The sequence below is a fragment of the Treponema vincentii genome, from assembly GCF_018336815.1.
Taxonomy (GTDB): domain Bacteria; phylum Spirochaetota; class Spirochaetia; order Treponematales; family Treponemataceae; genus Treponema.
The window spans coordinates 172,264-191,603 of the sequence record NZ_CP050497.1 but is presented as its reverse complement, the minus strand read 5'-3'; the positions used below and the strand labels follow the sequence as shown (position 1 = coordinate 191,603).

16 protein-coding genes are annotated in these 19,340 nt (G+C 45.2%); 9 read left to right on the top strand and 7 right to left on the bottom strand.

Annotated elements, in window-relative coordinates; genetic code table 11:
• Both GWP40_RS13345 and iolG (GWP40_RS00900) read right to left on the bottom strand, forming a co-directional pair.
• Window positions 1–165, bottom strand: coding sequence for a Gfo/Idh/MocA family oxidoreductase (locus GWP40_RS13345; protein WP_330997232.1), 165 nt, complete (start codon window positions 163–165; stop codon window positions 1–3).
• 7 nt (window positions 166–172) lie between these two features.
• The gene (gene iolG / locus GWP40_RS00900; protein ID WP_330997231.1) at window positions 173–1,012 is read right to left on the bottom strand and encodes an inositol 2-dehydrogenase; all 840 of its coding nucleotides are present in this window, start codon (window positions 1,010–1,012) and stop codon (window positions 173–175) included.
• 382 nt (window positions 1,013–1,394) lie between these two features.
• On the opposite strand from iolG (GWP40_RS00900), the gene iolD reads away from it, so the two are divergent.
• The 7 genes from iolD (at window position 1,395) to iolG (GWP40_RS00870) (ending at window position 9,132) form a co-directional block, all read left to right on the top strand.
• Window positions 1,395–3,329, top strand: a complete 1,935-nt coding sequence (gene iolD, locus GWP40_RS00895) for a 3D-(3,5/4)-trihydroxycyclohexane-1,2-dione acylhydrolase (decyclizing) (RefSeq protein WP_212565681.1) — start codon at window positions 1,395–1,397, stop codon at window positions 3,327–3,329.
• Window positions 3,330–3,347: 18 nt separating this feature from the next.
• A complete protein-coding gene (iolE, locus tag GWP40_RS00890) occupies window positions 3,348–4,034 on the top strand; it encodes a myo-inosose-2 dehydratase (protein ID WP_230974504.1) in 687 nt (228 codons plus the stop codon).
• Window positions 4,012–4,245 (top strand): TIM barrel protein, encoded by a 234-nt coding sequence (locus GWP40_RS12455; RefSeq protein WP_230974503.1) that lies wholly within the window; start codon window positions 4,012–4,014, stop codon window positions 4,243–4,245. The genes iolE and GWP40_RS12455 overlap by 23 nt, the downstream gene beginning before the upstream one ends.
• A gap of 288 nt (window positions 4,246–4,533) precedes the next feature.
• Window positions 4,534–5,502 (top strand): substrate-binding domain-containing protein, encoded by a 969-nt coding sequence (locus GWP40_RS00885; protein WP_212565680.1) that lies wholly within the window; start codon window positions 4,534–4,536, stop codon window positions 5,500–5,502.
• A 58-nt stretch (window positions 5,503–5,560) separates the two neighbouring features.
• The gene (locus tag GWP40_RS00880; RefSeq protein WP_212565679.1) at window positions 5,561–7,075 is read left to right on the top strand and encodes a sugar ABC transporter ATP-binding protein; all 1,515 of its coding nucleotides are present in this window, start codon (window positions 5,561–5,563) and stop codon (window positions 7,073–7,075) included.
• A 35-nt stretch (window positions 7,076–7,110) separates the two neighbouring features.
• Window positions 7,111–8,118, top strand: a complete 1,008-nt coding sequence (locus GWP40_RS00875) for an ABC transporter permease (RefSeq protein ID WP_212565678.1) — start codon at window positions 7,111–7,113, stop codon at window positions 8,116–8,118.
• The gene (iolG, locus tag GWP40_RS00870) at window positions 8,119–9,132 is read left to right on the top strand and encodes an inositol 2-dehydrogenase (protein WP_212565677.1); all 1,014 of its coding nucleotides are present in this window, start codon (window positions 8,119–8,121) and stop codon (window positions 9,130–9,132) included.
• Here the strand turns inward: iolG (GWP40_RS00870) and GWP40_RS00865 are convergent.
• Window positions 9,129–10,892: a hypothetical protein gene (locus GWP40_RS00865; RefSeq protein ID WP_212565676.1), complete on the bottom strand. Its 1,764-nt coding sequence runs from the start codon at window positions 10,890–10,892 to the stop codon at window positions 9,129–9,131. The two genes, iolG (GWP40_RS00870) and GWP40_RS00865, sit on opposite strands and share 4 nt — an antisense overlap.
• Window positions 10,893–10,990: 98 nt before the next feature.
• The gene (locus tag GWP40_RS00860; protein ID WP_212565675.1) at window positions 10,991–12,637 is read right to left on the bottom strand and encodes a hypothetical protein; all 1,647 of its coding nucleotides are present in this window, start codon (window positions 12,635–12,637) and stop codon (window positions 10,991–10,993) included.
• Between the two features lie 211 nt (window positions 12,638–12,848).
• Here GWP40_RS00860 and GWP40_RS00855 point away from each other — a divergent pair, with 211 nt between their 5' ends.
• Together GWP40_RS00855 and GWP40_RS00850 are read left to right on the top strand one after the other, a co-directional pair.
• Window positions 12,849–14,030: a glycosyltransferase gene (locus tag GWP40_RS00855; protein WP_212565674.1), complete on the top strand. Its 1,182-nt coding sequence runs from the start codon at window positions 12,849–12,851 to the stop codon at window positions 14,028–14,030.
• A gap of 403 nt (window positions 14,031–14,433) precedes the next feature.
• Window positions 14,434–16,089: an ABC-F family ATP-binding cassette domain-containing protein gene (locus GWP40_RS00850; RefSeq protein WP_212565673.1), complete on the top strand. Its 1,656-nt coding sequence runs from the start codon at window positions 14,434–14,436 to the stop codon at window positions 16,087–16,089.
• A gap of 126 nt (window positions 16,090–16,215) precedes the next feature.
• Here GWP40_RS00850 and GWP40_RS00845 read toward each other — a convergent pair whose 3' ends face one another.
• From GWP40_RS00845 to GWP40_RS00835, 3 genes are all read right to left on the bottom strand, one after another.
• Window positions 16,216–17,727: a hypothetical protein gene (locus tag GWP40_RS00845; protein ID WP_212565672.1), complete on the bottom strand. Its 1,512-nt coding sequence runs from the start codon at window positions 17,725–17,727 to the stop codon at window positions 16,216–16,218.
• A 136-nt stretch (window positions 17,728–17,863) separates the two neighbouring features.
• The gene (locus tag GWP40_RS00840; RefSeq protein ID WP_212565671.1) at window positions 17,864–18,403 is read right to left on the bottom strand and encodes a flavin reductase; all 540 of its coding nucleotides are present in this window, start codon (window positions 18,401–18,403) and stop codon (window positions 17,864–17,866) included.
• 29 nt (window positions 18,404–18,432) lie between these two features.
• Window positions 18,433–19,329: a DUF368 domain-containing protein gene (locus GWP40_RS00835; protein ID WP_212565670.1), complete on the bottom strand. Its 897-nt coding sequence runs from the start codon at window positions 19,327–19,329 to the stop codon at window positions 18,433–18,435.
• Window positions 19,330–19,340: the final 11 nt, after the last annotated feature.

Here is a 19,340-nt window from a genome sequence, read left to right as displayed (position 1 = left end):
TTACTTTATTTCCGATAAAAGTACCGGACGATGTTCTTTCAAAGAGCGCAATGCCGCGGCAGCGATCAATACCGGCTGTAATCCGTCGTTAATATCAACCGGTACGGGGCAGTCCTGTTCGATTGCCTGCACAAACATCCGTACCTCTTTTGTAAAGGAAGCCATATACCGTTCAAGGAAAAAAGTAGAGCGGCTTTTCGGCATGGATACCGGTTTCACTGCTCAATATAAGCGATGAGTTTGTATCGTTGGAAACGCTTGCTTGACCTTTTGATCCGAATACCTCCGCACGTTGATCGTAGCCATAAGCCGCCTTACGGGAATTGTCTATAACGGCTAAGGCTCCGTTCGCCATTTTAAGCGAAATAATTGCAGTATCTATATCGCCTGCTTTTCCGATAAGCGGATCCACCAGTACGGCGCCGTTTGCAAATACTTCGACAACATCGCTTGCGGTTAAATAACGCACCATATCAAAATCATGGATGGTCATGTCGAGGAACATACCGCCTGAAACGGCTGCGTATTCGGGCGGCGGCGGCGCAGGGTCGCGAGATGTGATGCGTACAATATGCACATCACCGACATCTCCATTTGCGACGGCGGCGCGTACCGCTTCAAAATTATGATCAAACCGGCGGTTAAAGCCTACCTGATATTTAAGTTTTGTGCCCTTTAATTTTTCCATTACCTGACGGATTTTTGCGATGTCTTGAGACACGGGCTTTTCGCAGAACACGTGTTTACCGGCTGCGATTGCCTCAAGCGATATATCCGCGTGAGTGTTCGTTGATGAGCAGATTAAGACTGCATCAATTTCGGGATCATTTAATATCTTTTTGTAATCCTTTGAACAATCGGAAACGCCGAGCGCACGGAGCGAGGCTTCGGTTTCCTCATTCATAAAAGGATCGGCAATCGTTTTAAGATGCGCCGATGCAATATGATTCATAATACTTTGTGCATGAACCTTTCCGATTCTTCCTGCACCGATAATGCCGAGAGAAATCATTTTCTTCAGCCTCCTTAATAGTTCAACTCCAGTATACTATAGGTTTTGGGTAAATTCAAGCAATAAATTGATAAATAATGGTATGTTAAATATGATTCCAGTGTTATGTCAATGTTATATATTGGTAATATTATTTATTTAATATGGGTATATAATGAGTATTTCTTAAAAAAAATTCTTGACGGCGCTCTCGTTCAATGCTACTATTTGAATTATAGAAGCAAATTAACCGAGGCAGCTAACTTTAAGGAAAACCTCTAAAAACTGCAAGCCTATCGGCTTGTTCTGTAAAGAAATGATTTATCGTATACGTTCGCGCGGATTGTGAATCAGTTTTTGGAAGGTTCTCATATATAATTGAGATACAATGGAGGAATCGGGGATGATACGAAAGACGGTTGGACAGGCGGTAACGGCATTTCTTGACCGCCAATATGTGATGCGGGACGGTAAGAGGATAAAGTTTGTAGCGGGAATATTTACGATATTCGGACACGGGAATGTCTGCGGACTCGGTGAAGCTTTAGCTGCCGATTCGGGCGGATTACGGGTATATCAGGGAAGGAATGAGCAGGGAATGTGTCATGCGGCGATCGGCTTTGCTAAACAGCATAATCGGCAAAAGATCATCGCGTGCACATCATCTATCGGGCCGGGCGCCGCAAATATGGTAACCGCCTGCGCGCTTGCAACGGCAAACCATATTCCCCTACTGGTCTTAACCGGCGACACCTTTGCAACACGGCAGAGTGATCCCGTACTGCAGCAGATAGAGCAACCGCACAGCGCGGCGGTTACCACAAGCGATGCCTTTAAGCCGGTGTGCCGGTACTGGGATCGCGTAAACCGCCCCGAACAGCTGATGACGGCGCTCATCAATGCACTACGAGTGTTAACCGACCCCGAACTGACCGGCGGGGTGTGTATTTCTTTGCCGCAGGATGTGCAGGGTGAGGTCTGGGATTTTCCCGAAAGCTTTTTAGCTGAGCGGGTACACACAATTGAGCGCCGCCGTCCTGATGAAACGCTGGTAAAACAGGCAATAGACTGCATTGCCGGATCGCAAAAACCCTTGGTGGTTTGCGGCGGCGGCGTGCGGTATTCGGAAGCAGGGCAGGAGCTTCTATCGTTTTGTAAGACCTTCGGTATCCCCTTTGCAGAAACGCAGGCGGGGAAAGGCTGTATTGCCGGTAGCGAACCGCTGAACCTCGGCGGCATCGGGGTAACAGGAAACAGCGCCGCCAATACAATTGCAAAAGAGGCCGATTTAATTATCGGGGTAGGGACACGCTTTACCGACTTTACCACCGCTTCAAAATGGCTGTTCCGGCATCCCGATGTCCGATTCCTTTCGATAAATGTCAGCGGCTTTGATGCAGGAAAGCTTGATGCGCTGCCGCTTGTCGGTGATGTGAAAGTCTGCCTTGCAGAACTGCTGCCGGCGCTTAAAAATGCGCAGTATCGTACCGGATATTCGGGAGAAATCGAGGCTGCGCAGGCCGGTTGGCATGCCGAGATGGAGAAGCTTTCAGAATATTCCTATCCTAAAAACGGAACGGGATTTCAGCCGCTTATTGAAAAGCGTAATCCTCATTCGATTGATGACTTTATCCGCGCAACCGGCGGCGTTATTACGCAAACAGCTGCCCTCGCGCTTATCCGCAGAACAATAGAAGCCGATGCGGTTATAGTCGGCGCTTCCGGCAGTTTACCGGGGGATTTACAGCGGATGTGGACAACGGATTCACCGGGCGGCTATCACCTCGAATACGGATATTCCTGTATGGGCTACGAGATTGCCGCCTCCGTCGGGGTTAAACTTGCAGAGCCTGCACGCCCTGTGTATAGCATGGTTGGGGACGGCGCTTTTTTAATGCTGCATTCCGAGCTGATAACGGCGCGGCAAGAAGGGGCTAAGATTACCGTATTGCTGTTTGATAATTGCGGCTTCGGCTGCATCAATAACCTGCAAATGGGGCAGGGCATTGCCAGCCTCGCAACGGAATTCCGCTTTAGGAATGCTGAAACGGGAAAGCAGGACGGAGAAATGATACCGATCGATTATGCAATGGTGGCGCGGGGCTACGGCCTTAAAGCTTATACGGCGCGGACGCTTGATGAACTGTCCGACGCATTGAAAGAAGCAATGTCCGTCCCTGAGTCCGTATTGATCGACATTAAGGTGTTGCCTAAAACCATGACCGACGGATACGGCGCTTGGTGGCATGTCGGTATTGCGGGTAATTCGGCATCGGAATCGGTACGGGAAGCGTACAAGCAAAAAGAAATGCATCTTGCTCAAGCAAGAAAATATTAACATAGAGGAGAAATACTTATGTTTGATGCAAAGAAAATTCGGGTCGGCATTGCGCCGATTGCATGGACAAATGATGATATGCCCGATTTAGGCAAGGAAAATTCATTTGAACAGTGCATCAGCGAGGCTGCATTGGCAGGGTATGCAGGTACGGAAATCGGTAATAAATATCCGCGTGATCCGGTTGTCTTAAAAAAATACCTTGAAATACGCAATCTTGAGGTTGCAAGCGCGTGGTTCAGCGCTTTTTTGACAACGAAGCCTTTTGAAGAAACGGCAGAGGCGTTCAAAAAGCACCGCGACTTTTTACATGCGATGGGGGCAAAGGTTATTGTCGTGTCGGAACAGGGGCACAGTATTCAGGGACAGCAGGATACGCCTATATTTGAAAAAAAGCACTGTATGAATGACGCTGAATGGAAGCTGCTTTGCAAAGGGTTAAACAATCTGGGCGCTCTTGCACAGGAAAAGGGTATGAAGATTGTCTACCACCATCACATGGGAACTGTTGTACAAACAACGGCGGAAATCGACCGGATGATGGCCGAAACCGATCCTTCGTTAGTGTATCTGTTGTATGATACCGGTCATCTGGTGTATTCAGGCGAAGACCACATTGCAATTTTGAAAAAATATGTTGATCGTATTAAGCATGTTCACCTTAAAGATATCCGTCCGGCGATTGTTAAAAAAAGTAAAGGATGAGCATTTAAGCTTTTTGCAAGGAGTTCGACTGGGTGCATTTACCGTCCCGGGCGACGGGTCGATTGATTTCGACGCAGCTTTTGCAATCCTTGCAGAGCATAAGTACGAAGGATGGTTCCTTGTCGAAGCCGAGCAGGATCCCGCGATTGCCAATCCTTTTGAATACGCGGTAAAGGCGCGGCGCTTTATTCGCGAGCACGCAGGAATATAAGAAAAATCCCAACGCATAATTCATCGGCGCCCCCCTTACTGATGAATTATGCATCCCTCCCTATTTGCTTTACGATAATCAGATATGCTAATCACTTTATAAATAGTTCACCGCCTTTAACAATAAAATGGGTATATTTTGAGTATTTTATAAATATTTTTCTTGACGGCGCTATTTTTCAATGCTACTATTAACATATACGTATCTAAAAATGCCGGTTTATATAAAAATGAATCGGCGAAATGTTCGCGGATTTTATCAAATCGGCGGAAACATTAGGAGGAAGAGATGAAAACTTTTGCAAAGCGAATGTTGTATGTTACAGCAGTGGCTGCAATGTTGTTGGGATGCACAAAGAAAGAGGCTGCTGCGCCTCAGGCGTCTCAAACAAAGACCGACGGCTTTACGGTAGGTTATTGTATCAATAATCTCAATGATACTTTTCAGACGTATATTCTGGAAGCTGCAAAAGCAGCTATTACCGAAGCGGGCGGGAATATTGAGGTTAACGATGCAACTGAGGACACCATCAAGCAGCAGGATCAGGTAAACAGCTTTATTGCGAAGGGTGTTAAGGGATTAATTGTCGTACCGGTAGACACCAGTTCAATGGATGCCATTACCAATGCGGCGCGCAATGCAGGTATTCCGCTCTGCTATGTCAACCGCAATCCTTTTGCCGGTAAAGAAGATAGTATGCCTGACGGTGTGTACTATGTCGGATCGCAGGAGATTGTTGCAGGGCAGCTTCAAGGGGAGCGGGTTGGAGAACTGCTGCAAGGAAAAGGCGGCGTTGCAATTCTGGTCGGTATCCTCGGAAATGAGGGCGCATTAAAGCGGACTGAGGGTAATAAAGAAGTGCTCGCTTCAAAATACCCCGAAATTACCGTACTTGCCGAACAAACGGCAAACTGGCAGCGCGACCAAGCGGTTACCGTTACCGAAAACTGGATTACGACATACGGAAATAAGTTGAATGCGATATTGGCAAACAACGACGAAATGGCTCTCGGCGCTATTAAAGCGTTGGAAGCAGGAAATAGAAAAGATGTTTTGGTTCTCGGTGTAGATGCAACGCTTGACGGGCGGAATGCCGTACGCGAAGGGTTGATGGCGGCAACGGTATTTCAGGATGCAAACGGACAAGGAGGCGGCGCTGCAAAGGTTATTACATCAAAGATAAAGGGTGGTAGCCCCGATAAAATAACGTGGGTGCCGTTCCAATTGGTTGATAAGGATTCCCCGTTATTGAAATAAAACGTCTCTAAAGAGCCGGTTTATTTTACGAGGCAGATCATTTATGGAGGATGTACGGATGAGTGACGGCAATTATATTTTACAAATGAAGAATATTTCGAAGCTTTTTCCGGGTGTGCGTGCGTTGGATTCCGTACATCTCGATGTAAAACGCGGGGAAGTCCATGCCCTAATGGGAGAAAACGGCGCCGGAAAATCGACATTGATGAAATGTCTTATCGGTATTCAACCGGTGAGTTCGGGCGAGATTATCTTTGACGGCAGGCAGCTTCCGCAGTACTACACGACAGCGGAAGCGCTTTCGTGGGGGATATCTATGATCCATCAGGAACTTTCCCCCGTAGCCGAACGGCCGATTATGGAAAATATCTGGCTTGGAAGGGAGCCGCTTTATCGAACCGGTTTGGTCAATCATAAAAAAATGTATGAAATGACCAAAGCTGTGCTGGAACAGGTGCATCTGCAAGAAGATCCTAAGACGAAGGTTGGAACTTTAACGGTGGCAAAGATGCAGATGGTAGAAATTGCGAAAGCGGTTTCCTATGACGCAAAGCTTATCATTATGGATGAACCGACTTCCGCCTTAACGGATCGGGAGCGGGATCAACTTTTTTCCGTTATAAGAAAGCTTAAAAGCGAAGATAAAAGCATTATCTACATTACGCATAAGCTGGATGAAATTGCGCAAATTGCGGATACCGTCAGTATCTTCCGCGACGGTCATTTTATCGCGTCTCATGCAGCGAAAGATTTACCGATGGAACAGATGATAACCGAAATGGTCGGGCGGCCGGTGGATACAATGTTTCCCAAAATTCCCTGTCCGATCGGAGATGAGATCCTTTCGGTAGAAGGTTTAAGTGACGGGCGGTATTTTACTGATGTTTCTTTTTCGTTACGGAAAGGAGAAATACTGGGACTTGCCGGTTTGGTAGGCGCCGGAAGAACTGAAATTATCGAAACCATCTTCGGTATCCGCCGCGCTGTAGCGGGAACGGTTAAAATAAACGGTAAACCGGTTCAGATTAAAAATCCCCGTGATGCAATTAAACATAAGATAGCGCTTCTTACCGAAGATCGGCGGCTTTCAGGTATCTTCCCGGTATTGCCGGTAAGCGACAATATCGTAATATCCAACATCAACCACTATATCAACCGTTTCGGTCTTTTAAATAAAAAGAATATTTTAAAAGATTGTAGTGAATATGTGCGGTCGATAGAAATTAAGACACCCGGTGTCGGACAGCAAATTCAATTTTTATCGGGAGGAAATCAACAAAAGGTACTCATCGCTCGATGGCTTTTAACCGAGCCGGATATTTTGTTTCTTGATGAACCGACGCGGGGAATTGACGTCGGTGCAAAGGCCGAAATTCACCGTTTTATCAGTATGCTTGCAGGACAAGGAAAAGCCATCATCATGGTTTCCTCCGAAATGCCTGAAATACTCGGTATGAGCGATAGAATTGTCGTCGTTGCGGAAGGACATGTTACCGGTATCCTCGAAAATAAAAATCTTACACAGGATACTATTATGGCCTATGCTTCAAACAAAGCGGACTTGGCGGTTTAAAAAACATACTGATAATTACGAGGAGGAATAAAGATATGGTTGGAGCAGGAACAAGCCGCTTTGATATAAAAACGTTAAAGGCGCTGATACAAACCTACGGTATCGTGCTGGTGCTTATTCTGATGATTATTGTTATCTCGATATTAAATCCGAGATTCTTAGGTTTAACAAATATTTTTAATGTACTGAGCCAAACGGCCATTTACGGTATTTTGGCGCTCGGTATGACCTTTGTCATCACCTCACAGGGAATTGATCTTTCCGTCGGTTCGGTGCTCGCATTGGCGGGCTGTATTATGGCAAGCATCGGGCAGGTCGCAGGAGCTGTACCGCGCTATTTCCCGAACTTACCTCAAATGCCGCTTATTGTTCCTATCCTTGCGGCCTTATCGGTAGGCGCTGCTTCGGGTGCGCTGAACGGATGGCTTATTTCGGCAACGCGCATCCCGCCGTTTATTGCAACGCTCGGTATGTACACCGTTGCGCGCGGTCTTGTGCTTGTCTATACGGGCGGCACGCCGATCAGCAATTTGCTGTCCGGCTTTGATGTAATCGGACAGGGTAAGCTTTTCGGATACATTCCGGTTGCGGTACTGGTGTATGTTGTGATGATTATCATTTCGTGGATATTGCTGCATAATACCAAGTTCGGCAAGGCTGTCTATGCGCTCGGCGGGAATAAACGGGCTGCGGAAATTTCCGGCGTAAATGTGAATAAAACGCTGATTATCATCTATGCTTATTGCGGATTGCTTGCCGGTGTTGCAGCTATTGTGTATGCAGGACGGGCGGGCAGTATGCATCCTTCCGCCGCAACCGGCTATGAGTTGACGGCAATTGCTGCAACGACGGTCGGCGGTACCAGTCATACCGGCGGCATCGGCACTATTTGGGGCGCAGTTATCGGAGCATTGCTTATTTCCGTACTGAGAAACGGGTTAACGCTTTTGTCGGTCAGCTCCTATTGGCAGCAGATTGCCGAAGGTGTCATTATCGTAGCGGCAGTTATCGTCGATATGCGGAAAAATAAGGGGAAAAAATAAATGGACAAGATACGGATAGGTTCAGTCGGTTTAGGCCGCTTAGGACTCGAACACGCAAAAAATATTGCAACAAGAATTCCGGGCGCGGAACTGGCCGCTTTGTGCGACATCGATACCGAAAAACTGCATCGGGTTGGGAAAGAACTCGGTGTCCGCCATTACTGTACGTCTTTTGAAGAAATGCTTGCCGTTGAGGAGCTTGATGCGGTAGCGATTGTTTCCCCATCGGCTCTCCACTGTACGCAGATTGCGCAGGCTTTGGAGCGCGGTAAGCACGTGTTTTGTGAAAAACCGCTTGGCACCAGCCTTGAAGAATGCCGCCTTGCGGAAAAAGCGGTAGAAGCCCATCCCGACGCAGTGTTTATGCTTGGGTTTATGCGCCGTTTTGATGAATCCTACCGCTATGCAAAGGAAAAAATCGATGCAGGCGAGATCGGCCGCCCGATACTGTTCCGCTCTTATAGTCAGGATCCGATCAGCTGTATTGACGGCGCGATTGCGTTTGCTCCGCACAGCGGCGGCGAATTCTATGATATGTCTTCTCACGATATCGACCTTGCCCGTTGGATGCTTTCAAGCGAACCTGTTTCGGTCTATGCGGTTGGCGGTTGTTATGCGTATCCCGAATTTGCTCAGTATGAAGACGGTGATAATGTCTCCTGCTTAATGAAGTTTAAAAACGATGCAATGGCCTTCCTCTTTGCCGGTAGAACCGCACCGCACGGGTATAACGTCGAAACGGAAATTATCGGAACGAAGGCAACGCTGCGAATCGCTTCTGTTCCTCAAAAAAACTTGGTTGAAATTCTTGACCGGTACGGTGTCCGCAAAGAGTGTTCGGAGAATTTTCAGGAGCGGTTTGCACAGGCTTATCTGCACGAAATGGAAGCATTTGTAGACTGCATCCGCTCAAAGCGGAAACCGTCCGTCTCCGTATATGACGGTACGGCGGTATCCGTTATTGCCGGTAAATGTACCGAATCCTTTCGGAGCGGAAAACTGATAGATATTTAATACGCAAACTCTGCGCTTAACCGAATATAGTGGTTGAACTGTTTCCCGATAGCTTTGGCACGCCAGTCTGCAAGCTGTCTGGCGGCTTCTTTCCGAATCGCCGCTTCTCCAATCTCTGCTATGGATTTCTTATCCCATCCCATTGTCCTATCATTCGGCGAATACATATTTTTCCTTACTCCCGGATTGATGTTTGCCTCAAACACATAACCGAATTTAAACAGCATATACCCGCCCGACTTTACAATCGGTAAATGGCAGCTGATATCCAATGCAAGCTGGTTAACATATTGGATGGTCTGCTGTCGCATAAAGGGAGTGGAATAAAGAAATGCATGATTTTTCCAGTGAGTGCTGCCATTTGAAGTTCTATCTGTAATAGTAGGGTGATTAAACACCGAACCGTCTGTGGTATATTGCCTTGCAAGGTAATCCTTTATCATACTGATATCTGTAATACTTTCAGTTGTATTAGCATGCCTGATAAAGGTATTGGAAAGATTGATATCAAATCCATAAAGAGGTCGAAATTTAAGTTTAAGATGAATCCTATCGGAGTTCGGTTCAAGGTTTGTTCCAAGCGGAGAGCCATGATGCGTATAATTTTGATAATTAGGTTTCTTATAATTATCATCGTCAACATGTGTATACATATAGGGCATCACAAGCGTGTAATTTAAATCGACAAACGAGAACCAATGAGTATTCGGCATGGTATAAGATACTCCGAATTCTCCTGCTAAACGCCATAATGCACTTTTAAATTTAATAATTTCAGTTAAACCAAGATCGTCAACATATAATGCGGCATCAAAGCGTAAACCCCGTATAGGCTTAACCGTAAAACTCATCCCCAATAAGGAATTATCAGGAAATTCATAAATACTTTGGCCTAAAAAAAATGCCGAGAATGGGATTAAATAAATCGGCTCGAATCGTCCTCCATATATCATTGAATCTATTATAGAAAATGTCAGCCATGGCAGCGGTCGTATATCCAAAGAATGGGATGCTAAAAATTTGTTCGGTCCTAGATCGTATCCTGCATTATTAGTTGCTGAAAGCAGTAGTAAAACTTGGTTATATGCCCACTTTGGTTTATTAACCGTAAAAATAAACTGTCCTGCATGAAAAGCCTGACGAGAAATAAAAATACCGCTATCATGGAACGGCCCATAAGAAGTACGTCCTAATCCTGCCGTTAAATAATACTCAGGAGTTCCGAATGTTATGGATGAATTAAACATCGGTAAGGTGTTCCATTTACCAATTGCTGTACCATGATCACGAGCAATATCTTTAGAGGAATATGTATCAGCGGGTAGCAAAGAAGGATTATCTAGTTTATTAAATAGGCTAAAACTTACATACGCCGAAACGGTCAGCATTTTTGTTATCTGATAATTCATTTTAGCAAAGGGCGTTATAAAAAATTGATTTTCGTTTTTCTTTGATTGTCGTGCGAAATTAAATTCGGCTTTCCCTCCAAAATGGAAAGCGCGATGAAAGAAACGTGCTTGATATTCGGCAGCTTTTCTGCGCTGACCGGCATCCCCTTTTTCTATAACTATTTGCAATATACGTTCAATTTCCTGTAACGGATACGGTCTAATGCTCGGTGTATCATTAATTAAACCGCTGCCCTCCCATATCGATAAATCTTCGTAAAATGGATCGAACAAATCTACTGGAGCCTGCGCATGAATATATACTGTGTGGAGCGTGGTGAGTAATAATGCAACGCATAAGAGTTTTTTCATACATACCTCATCTTTTTCACAATTATTTTTATAATAATTGCGAAAGATATCAAAAATTAGCGATATGCTCAAGCAGGGGCGGATACAGTAAACAGATTTTACCGAATCGTATATTTCACAGAAGAATAAATATCCACTGCATGTCCGCTCTTTTTGCCGGTTACAATTGTCCAGTTGAGCCCTGCATTCAGATCAAGCTGTTTAATCACCCTGTACGAACCTCCTAACGAAATCGTATGGAAGTATGCCGGATTCGCAGAAGGCGTTTTTGCATCTACTATCGGTTTATAGTGGTATTTAGGAGGATAGTAAATATCTTTGCCAGTCTCTTGCTTAGGATCAAAAAACTTTTCTTCATTCTCCCCTTTTACCAAAAAACGGTAACCGAGTTTTGCACGGTACTTTTGCGGTTCCGTTAGGGAAATTTGCAAAAAAGCTCCCATAGTATCCGGACCGTAGGGATTTCCAATCCATGCCATAATATAATCGTTAAACTTTTCTTTGCCGGCAATGGTATCTCGTCTGCGATGATACAAACTTACATGTTTATTCTCCATAATGTACATCCATGGACTTGCATATAAAAACTCTCCGGTTATTGAAAGGTGTCCAAAGCTGAATGGATGAATATATTCAATACCGGCAGAACCGCCGAGACCGTTGGGAATATTCCGGGCTAAGGGATAGTTCTTTCGTTCAAAAGCTAATTGATACTGATTTTGCCCATAATGCCCATATAGCCGAAGTCCATGTATAGGCACAATCTCAACAGATAAACCGATTTGACAACCTATCAGCGCTTTACCTTCATCGGAATTGGGAGCGCCTGCAGTACTTTTATTAAAAGAGGGATCGCGCCATCCATAATAGTTATGAAAAATCATCATTGGATTTAAATACCGAGGATCGAATGGCGCATTGAGGACAACTCCTTCGTAAAGTCGAAACATAAGCCAGCTTAGCGGGCGGAAAGACACTTCGTGAGAGAACAAAAAACGGGTAGGCTCCAATTCTAACACACTCAGCGACAGATGTGCCTTTTTATAGAAAAGCGAAGCAGTCATATAATCCATTCGGTCTACGGTATCTGCAATCAGCATACTACCCGCAAGTGACCTACCGATATTTAAAGCACCTCGTCCAATAGTAAAATTAAAGAAGTGATTTCCAAGGCTCAGCCCTGCTTGCGTAGGAAATGTCATATCAAACGCGTTCCCTTCTAAGGGCAGATTTGTATACGGATAGGACAATTCCGCTGCCCAATAATTCTTCTTTAAGCTGAAATTTGCAAAAAAATCAACATACCGGGTAAACATCACATGCATTGGGATGGAAACAATAGCGGGGGTTCTATTATACCGCAAAAAACTATCAAGCCGAGGTTCGTTTTCACGATTGTGTACATATTGCCCCTGCAGCGTAAAAATGCCGTTCACATCAAATGTAAAATATTTACGAGTAAATAAAAACGAATGCCCTGAAAAATATCCCTGCATCATACGGTATAGCGGTTCACTCGCCTGCGGTATAGCAGCATTGTCAAAAGTAGAAAAATATTCGGCAAGCTCACCCTTAGAAAGCGGTTGACGGTCTGCAAGCGTTGTCTGCCGCGATTCAACCGAAAGGATATGCATTGCATCATAAATCCAATGGTCATTTTCCACAAATAACGCATAAGGCGTATCTGCAAAACAAAATACGGCAGGTGTTAACAATAGTAATAGAATAATGATAAAACGTTTCATTTTTTAACCCTGAGAGATATTTGGTAAGTAATAATAGATAAAACAAAGAAAGATGTCCACTGTACATATCAACAGATAGATCAAAAGCCCTTAGATGTATACCGGCAAGTCCTTACAAAATATCATAGCTGTTTTGAAGTTCTGATTTGATGCTTGCTTTTACCGTCTTACCGTGATAGGATAGAAATTGTACTTATAAAAGGCTATCTATATGCGAATTGCTATTATCACCGAGTGTTATCTTCCGGAAATTAACGGTGCCGTATATCATATCGAAGCGCTGAGAAAAGGTTTAATTGAATTGGGGCATGAGGTTCTTATCGTTAAGCCTGATGCGAATACAAAGCATCACCATATTACTGACGGTATTTTATACAGCCCTGCCGTAAAATTGCACAATCTTTACAATTATTCCGTTTCTTACCCGCGTAGTAGAACCAGATTAAGGTTGCTAAAAGAATGGAATCCCGATATTATTCATATTCACCATGAATTCAGCCAAGGACTGTTCGCCTTGTATGCAGGACGTAAACTCAATATACCGATTGTATATACCTGCCATAGTATGTATTACGATTATATTCACTATTTTGGTGCATTGCAAAATCTTAAAGCGGTAAAAGATTTTATCGACCATGGTATTTTACGGTATACCAATGCCGCTAAAGCGGTTATCTGTGCATCGACAAAACTGGAAGATTTTTTAAAGCAGTGCAAAGTAACAACGCCGATTTATAAAATTCCCAATGCATGTATTACCACCGATTTTGCCGAAGATACGCTCAATCAGGATGTCATTCAGAATCTTAAAATCCAGTATGCCATTAAACCTGATGATTTTATCGCCTGTTTTTGTGGAAGACTTGCTGCGGAAAAAAATCTTTCACTCACATTAGAATATTGGAAATACTTTGTAGACGGAATGCCGAATGCTAAATTATTTATAATCGGAAACGGTCCTGCTAGAGCAGAGCTTGAACAGCAGGCAAAAGATTATGGCCTTACCCATTCGGTTATCTTTACCGGTGCCGTACTGCATGAGAATATCAAATACTATTACCACTTATGTGATGCATACATTATGACCTCGCTTTCGGAAAACCATTCGGTTTCGGCTTTGGAAGCAATTGCCTGCGGCATACCTGTAATTCATCTGTATGACGAAGAAAATGAAGATCAATATATCGAAGGAGTAACAGGCTTCGCTTTTAAAGATTCGGCCGCATTCGTTAACATTCTGCACAACATCTATGATAAAAAACAACATACTAAGGATGGTAAAACGCTCAAAGAGGAAATAAACTCAGCCGCATTGCAAGACAATTATCAAACGATGACAAAAAAAATCGTGGAGGTTTACCGACAGGTACTTGCAGAAACCCATAATCCGTAACAGCCCTTCTGTGCGAAATTTCATAGGTATAAGGTGAGCGTCTACAATGACGCCGCTCACCTTAACCGTCAAGTTTTCTTTCGAAAACTTGCGTATTGATATGTGCGCTTTTCGCGCACGAATGCAACAGTTTCCAAAATTCATATTTTGTTCAACTGTTGCATTTTAAGGAAATAAAATTTCGCACATTTTTCCCACATTTTTCCCACAAATGGATAAACGCATCAGGTAGACTAGATAAAAACCGCGGAAAAACTGAGACTGTGAGACCATTTGAACCGCGAAGAGGTTCAACTCTGGTCGAATAGTCTCAGTTTTTCCGTGGGGGTGTTAAAAAACGACCTGATGCGTTTATTCATCCATCCCGTTCACTCTTTTTTTCTTTTAGGCTATACTGACCTTTATGATTACAGTAAGCGATGTTAGTTTAAAATTTTCGGAAAAACCTCTTTTTAAAGATGTCAATTTAAAATTTACCCCCGGGAACTGCTACGGCATTATCGGAGCGAATGGAGCAGGCAAGTCAACATTCCTCAAGCTGCTTTCAGGCGAATTGGAACACGATAGCGGAGAAATCAGCATTACGCCGGGTGAACGGATGGCGGTACTGCGGCAGGATCACTTTGCGTTTGATGAGTATTCCGTCAAAGACTCCGTATACATGGGCTACCCGCAGCTCTACAAGATTATGAAAGAGCGGGAAACCATTTACGAAAAGGAAGATTTCAGCGAAGCGGACGGTATCCGCGCCTCGGAGCTTGAAGGTGAGTTTGCCGACATGGGCGGCTGGGAGGCGGAAAATCAGGTAGAACAGATGCTCTCCGGGCTCGGTTTGGAAGAGACAAACCACGAGCGCATGATGAGCGAGCTTGACGAAAGCCAGAAGGTTCGTGTGCTGTTGGCGCAGGCACTGTTCGGCAATCCCGATATTCTCTTGTTGGACGAGCCGACGAACGGTCTCGACCTTGAATCCATCAGCTGGCTGGAGGAGTTTTTAATAGAGTTCCCGAATACGGTGATCGTGGTATCGCACGACCGGCACTTTCTGAACACCGTGTGTACGCATATTTGCGATATCGACTTTGGAAAAATCCGTATGTACAGCGGTAACTATGACTTCTGGTATCAGATGAGTCAGATTATGCAGCGACAAGCACGCGACCAGCAGAAAAAGCGCGAAGAAAAGATGAAAGACCTGCGCGAATTTATCCTACGGTTTGCTTCTAACGCGGCAAAAAGCCGGCAGGCAACCAGCCGCAAAAAAGTGTACGACAAACTTGCCCTGGAAGAACTGGAAGTTACCACCCGGAAATTTCCGTATGTCCACTTTAAACCGGATAGAGAAATCGGCAATAACGTTGTCCGCGTAGAAAAGTTGAATTACACTTCTAAGGAAGAAGGTTCGGGCAACGGTATTACGCTGCTCAAGGATTTCAGCTTGACCGTGAACCGGACGGACAAAATCGCCTTTGTCGGACAGGAGCATAACTCAAAATCGGCTTTCTTCGATATTATTGCCGGTGTTAAAACCGCCGATTCCGGTGATGTGTATTGGGGGCAGACCGTTACGAATGCCTATCTCAGCAAGGATAATTCCAGCTACTTTGAAACCGATTTGAACATTACCGACTGGCTGCGGCAATTTTCCACCGAACAGGACGAAGCCTATGTGCGCGGCTTTTTAGGGCGGATGCTTTTTACCGGCGATGAATCGCTCAAACCCGTCAAGGTACTTTCCGGAGGGGAAAAGGTACGCTGTATGCTCAGTAAGCTGATGCTTTCCGGTGCCAATGTGCTGATTATGGATGAACCGACCAATCACCTTGACTTGGAAGCGATTACCAGTTTGAACGAGGCGCTCATCGCCTTTCCGGGAGTGGTGCTGTTCAACTCGCACGACCACGAATTCATCTCGTCCATCGCAAACCGCATTGTGGAAATTACCCCCGGCGGTGTAATCGACCGGATGATGCCCTTTGACGACTACATCCGCGACGAGCAGGTTCACGAATTGCGCAACAAGTATTACGGCGGCGCTGCAAAGAAGATATTGATTTAATACAGGCACCCTTCCGTGAGTCTTAATCTTTAGAAGCGATGTTTAAAATTAAGTTGTGAGTGTATCAAGACTTAGTTGTAATAGAGACGACCTAACCCCTTCGCGCAAATGGAAAGTTGACCAGCATTAGAACTTGCCGCCGCCGAGCTTAAAGCTGAGGTTATAGCCGATGGAGCCTTTACTGTGCGACGAAGGACTCAGCGGATACGAGAATATCGGGCCGGTACTCATCTGTACAAACTTAAATATCCTCCAGTTAAGGCTGAGTGTTGTAAGCCCTTCAAGCTCGCTGATTGCGAATTGCTGGAACAAATTTGCCGTCAAATCTTCCGTGCCGATCTTGTTCTGAGCTACTGTAAAGGCGATATAATGCTGGCCTCGGTTTCCCATTGCGGCGATATTCTCATATTTTTTGAGCGAAGGATCGGTAAAATTTTTTTTGTTCAAAGCATCTGCTGCGCTATCAGCAATACGGTCGGCGGCCTTTGTGTTTGCATAGCCGAAGCCGTTATAGTAATATTGGAATGCAATTGTTGTATGTGAGTTCTCATTTGAATACGAGCCGCCGAGCGTCGCTTGGAAAAACGGCTTATTCTTTACCGTATACGGCGTCAGTACATCATCGTCTTTATAATAGGTATAATCGCTGCCCCATGCAAATACGCCTTCCGCAAAGACGGCAACCTTTCCCGCGATACTGCCGGAGAGGGTTGTAATAAACCGCGGCGCCTTTTCATAGCGATACCAACCGCCGACACCCAACTCCCAGTCGCCGAACACAAACTCTGCCTTTGCAGCCCCCGCCGTATATTGCGGCTTAAACGTTTCCGTGTCGGGCAGCAAATACAACCATATATTGTACTGCGTCTTAGGAATAACAATATGCGTTCGCAGCGAAACGGGACCTTCTCGGTCTGCCGTCGGTTTTTCAGGGTCTATCCGCGAAATATTGATAACATCAGCCGGACTATAAAAATAACCGGTTCCCCACTTAACCGTATGTTTTCCAAACCGGAAAAACGCAATATCCTTTGTCGAGAAATCGGTATACAGTTCCCAAATTTTAAAATTCGGTGAACCGTTTACACTGATAGGATATCCAAATCCATTTCGTGGAAAATTTGGTATGGTCTTTAGAGCTGGATACTGCTTCAAAATCTCATCCATTTGCTCTTTTGTGATACTTATTGTTCCGTTCAAACTCTTTTCAAACGGGAATTCAAAAAGGAACTTGCCGTATAACTTTAAGTCCTGTACCGGGCGCGCATCAAAAAAGAGATTTGCACCGATTGTCGGCTGCAGCTGTGCCACCGCAGGATTTAAAAAAGCTTTTTTCGCATCGTTTTTCTTTGTGTACGGATCAGTCCATACATATTTAAGCCCCAATTCAGTGTTTAACGAGCCGCCGATACGCAACTTATTGCTTTCGAGTGCGAGTGTTGCGGTTTTAAGATCGCCCGTTAGGGAAACACCGTTTTTTTGAGTTTCGGCGTTTGCCTGCTCCGGTGTTACGAGCGCTTCAGTATCGCCGCCGAACAGCTCATCTTCAAGACTGCCTGTTTCAGTTTGCGCCGCGTCCTGTGCAAACACGGCGCTTGCAAGTATCATCATAAAAAACAACGTAATTATTTTTTTCATAGAAACCTCTTATACACTTCTTAAAATCAACGGGCATCTCTAAAAACTTGGTAGTTTTTAAAGATGCCCTGTTATCAATTAGAACCGCAAAGCGGCGGTTCCGTTACATACAAGAAAAGCAGCTTTCGGCAGTGTTCTATTTGCTGCGAAGATAGGCATCGCGGATTTCGCAGAAATAGACGTAGTGAAAATCTTTTTTGGGATAACAGTCGATAATGACCTGTGGGTCTAAAAACGAGTCCATATCGAACTGACTCCGGTAGAGTTTCCGGCATGATACGGTGAGTATGGCTTCCTCAAATCCGATAACGGTATTGTCGTGGAATACCGGTGTAAGCCCCGCGCTGGCCGCTTTGTCTTCATCCCTGCCCGACACGGTACCGCAAATTTTAAGGGCTTCGCACATTTTTTCATCGGCAGTATCCAAAAAGGACACGCTCAAGTAATCTTCTTCTTCGGCAAATACCGCGGTATGCCGCTGCGGTCTAATAAACAAAGCAGCCATCGGTCGGTTCCATAAATGCCCCATCAATGCCCACGATGCAGTCATAGTATTCCACTCGCCGTGTTCCGTTCCATGTCCGGCACTGACGAGTACACCATGTTTAGCTAACGCAGAAAAAGGCTTAATCACCTTGTCTACTAATTCCGATGTTACTTGTAAAGATTCAAACATACATTCCTCCCACTGAAAAAGATATACGGTTATTCCTCATCTGCGGCATCTTTCTGCTGTTCCATTGCTTCTCGCCTCGAAAAGAACGAAACAGCCGCGTAGCCGATAACACATACTATTCCGGAAACAACCCGCATCGTAAAAGGCTGGCAGCTGGTGTTCGGATAGAGATAGAATACCGAGCCTGCAACCAAGCCGAGAATAAAAGCATACATCAGCGCAGGGAAGCGTTCCAGCAATACGGCAATCAGCCGCGCTCCGAATACCAACCCTGCCCCAACGCCAAGCGCAATAGGTATAAGCAATAGCATATTAAAGTCCGCGACCGCTTGCAGTACTGTCGGATATACGCCGAGAATCAACAACACAAACGAGCCGGAAATCCCCGGAATCAGCATCGCAACCGCAGCTAAAGCTCCCATTACCGCTAATTTTGCCGCAAATGGCAGCGAAAAGGCGGTAACAACGGCAGCAGCTTGTACACCGCGACGCTGTAAGAAAAACATTCCCAGCATCAGTGCAAAACCGGCAATTCCGCAGCATAGCGTTCCATACAGCCATCCGGCTGTCAAAGAGCCATTCTCTGCAACTGCCGCAGCGGGGATACCGGCACGAGCCTTTCGGAATAAAAACGGAATGCTCCCCGCCACAACCCCGATAAAAAAGGCGCTTGTCTGTGCCGGATACGCGCGGTATAGCAGCGTAATCACCTTTGCAAACAGCACAATTCCCGCACCGATTCCCAAGGCAAGGCTTAGTATATCCTGCCAAGCCTCTTTTATCCGTTTACAATTAAGTGAACTCAATATGATTAATTTATCGTAGACATTGCAAATTACTGCAATCGTACCGCCGGAAACTCCGGGTACAACATTGGCGATTCCAATGAATACTCCCACACCGAAGAGCTTTAGAAGTGAAATCATACCGTATAAAC

Excerpts from the sequence above, each read along its gene's own strand:
- GWP40_RS13345 (WP_330997232.1), bottom strand. The coding sequence starts at position 165 with ATGGCTTCCTTTACAAAAGAGGTACGGATGTTTGTGCAGGCAATCGAA.
- iolG (WP_330997231.1), bottom strand. The coding sequence starts at position 1,012 with ATGATTTCTCTCGGCATTATCGGTGCAGGAAGAATCGGAAAGGTTCAT.
- iolD (WP_212565681.1), top strand. The coding sequence starts at position 1,395 with ATGATACGAAAGACGGTTGGACAGGCGGTAACGGCATTTCTTGACCGC.
- iolE (WP_230974504.1), top strand. The coding sequence starts at position 3,348 with ATGTTTGATGCAAAGAAAATTCGGGTCGGCATTGCGCCGATTGCATGG.
- GWP40_RS00885 (WP_212565680.1), top strand. The coding sequence starts at position 4,534 with ATGAAAACTTTTGCAAAGCGAATGTTGTATGTTACAGCAGTGGCTGCA.
- GWP40_RS00880 (WP_212565679.1), top strand. The coding sequence starts at position 5,561 with ATGAGTGACGGCAATTATATTTTACAAATGAAGAATATTTCGAAGCTT.
- GWP40_RS00875 (WP_212565678.1), top strand. The coding sequence starts at position 7,111 with ATGGTTGGAGCAGGAACAAGCCGCTTTGATATAAAAACGTTAAAGGCG.
- iolG (WP_212565677.1), top strand. The coding sequence starts at position 8,119 with ATGGACAAGATACGGATAGGTTCAGTCGGTTTAGGCCGCTTAGGACTC.
- GWP40_RS00865 (WP_212565676.1), bottom strand. The coding sequence starts at position 10,892 with ATGAAAAAACTCTTATGCGTTGCATTATTACTCACCACGCTCCACACA.
- GWP40_RS00860 (WP_212565675.1), bottom strand. The coding sequence starts at position 12,637 with ATGAAACGTTTTATCATTATTCTATTACTATTGTTAACACCTGCCGTA.
- GWP40_RS00855 (WP_212565674.1), top strand. The coding sequence starts at position 12,849 with ATGCGAATTGCTATTATCACCGAGTGTTATCTTCCGGAAATTAACGGT.
- GWP40_RS00850 (WP_212565673.1), top strand. The coding sequence starts at position 14,434 with ATGATTACAGTAAGCGATGTTAGTTTAAAATTTTCGGAAAAACCTCTT.
- GWP40_RS00845 (WP_212565672.1), bottom strand. The coding sequence starts at position 17,727 with ATGAAAAAAATAATTACGTTGTTTTTTATGATGATACTTGCAAGCGCC.
- GWP40_RS00840 (WP_212565671.1), bottom strand. The coding sequence starts at position 18,403 with ATGTTTGAATCTTTACAAGTAACATCGGAATTAGTAGACAAGGTGATT.
- GWP40_RS00835 (WP_212565670.1), bottom strand. The coding sequence starts at position 19,329 with ATGATTTCACTTCTAAAGCTCTTCGGTGTGGGAGTATTCATTGGAATC.